The following is a 1864-nucleotide window of genomic DNA, read 5'->3' as shown; positions in this document are numbered from 1 at the left end:
GAAGAAATGTTTCCCTGATTGTTAAGGAGAACGTTGAAAGCGACTGTATTGCTGGCAACTGGATTACTTGGTGTCCAGGATACAGCTCCAATTAAATCGGAACTGGCAACAGGAGCGACAATAAGTGATGATGGATTCGTATAGCTGTTGTTGGTATCATTTTGCTCAATAATTGCATTGTTCTCATCTACCTTCGAGCTTACTGAGTAGGTGGCTGCGGTTTTGGCACCAACATTAAATGGTACCGTTACTGAAGCACCGGCCGCTAGTGCGGCTACTGGAGCAGAGCCGGCAAGCGTGTTGTTAAGGTAGAAGTTGACTGTAGTCGCCGGGGCACTGGCGTTGCCGATATTTTTAACTGTTGCGTTCAGTGTAATTTCATTTGTCTCTATTGGTGAGACAGGTGCCCATGACATGCCTGTAATCGTCAAATCAGGGTTTGGAGCAGGCGTTCCGTAAACTTGAAACTCAGCGATTTGACCGGCAGGTGCGCCGGAGTTCGTCGTAATATTCAACTGCAGACGTTTAACCGTCGAGGTAACCGGGATCGTTACCGTATTGCCCGAAGCTGGATTAAACGTATAAGCTTGTGCCGACACTAAGCTGCTGAAGGTTGTTGTATTTTGGTTATGACCTAGTACTTGAATCGTTTGTGTACGAGTGCCCCATTCTGTAGAAGGATTCAGCTTCAGCACGATGGATGTAATGTCATGATTCGCCCCAAGATCGAGAGTTAAGGTGCTCGAAGCGCTGCCGCCTTCCCAATAAGTGGCGGTGTTATTGTCGTTTGCATTCGCTGCAATAAACGTTTGTGTGCTGGATGATGCGCTAATAGCTTTGCCAATAGCGATGTTGCCACCTGGAGGAATCGTAGGCGTTGCTGTTGGAGTTGGTGTCACTGTTGGCGTAGCAGTTGGCGTAGGAGTTGATGTTGGTGTCACCGCTGGAGTAGGAGTTGCCGTTGCTGTAGGAGAAGGTGTAGGCGTAATGATCGTTGAATCAACCGTGATTTGGTCAAGATTGACATTGCCGGAATCACCTGCATCGTATTTATAAGCAATCGTATTGGAGCCTGCATTTAAAGTGAGAGCCTCTGCTTTCGTTCCCCACGTATCCCAGTTCGCAAGGTTTGGAAGTGAGGTTTGGCGGATTTTTGTTCCGTTAACGTAGATGCTTATTGTTTTTGTGCTTCCGCTTGCATTGGCGTACTTGAGTGTCACGTTGCGGCTGCCTGCCGCGGCTGCATTGACCGTAAACGTTGTTGTCGCACCTTGTGCTAAGTAGCCGTCAACAAATCCGGTGCCGGCATAGCCGGTATGATCGGTATTTACGCTCGCTCCGCCGGACAATGCAGCAGACTCAGCCTGATAGGTGCCCGTAGGCGTTGATGTAGGAGTAGGTGACGGTGTCAGCGCAGTGCCATAAATTTCGAATTCGGATAACTGTGCCGCTGGCCAGCCCGTATTGCCTGTAAAATTCAAGCGAACATAACGTGTGTTCGTTGATGCGAAGTTAATTGTGACCGAATTGCTTGCAACCGCCGGATTAAATACATAACCTGTAGAAGCTGTAATATTCGTGAACGTTGTTCCATTAACACTGCCTTGAACCGCAAGYGTTTGTGTCCGGGTTTCCCAGCCTGCAGGCAGCTTTAATACAATCTGGTCGATGCTAGTATTGGAGCCGAGATCGACTTGAATCCATTGTGGAAATGCGTTGTTTGCACTTTCCCAATACGTTCCTTGGTTGCTGTCTTTCACATTGCTTGGACTGTAGGTTTGTGATTGGCCGCTTGCTGTAATGTCTTTGCCGATCGACAGGTTTGATCCACCTGCAGCAGAAACGGGAGTAAACGGTCCAGTAG

The 1864-nt window shown here is 48.4% G+C and carries 1 protein-coding gene; it reads right to left on the bottom strand.

The features are described from left to right. A partial coding sequence (locus tag AC1DSE_RS34775) for a discoidin domain-containing protein (protein ID WP_477529068.1) occupies positions 1-1864 on the bottom strand: 1864 nt, incomplete at both ends.

Source organism: Paenibacillus sp. 01L418, assembly GCF_056400045.1.
Note: the sequence above shows the minus strand (reverse complement) of the source record. Positions and strands in the feature narration are given on the sequence as shown.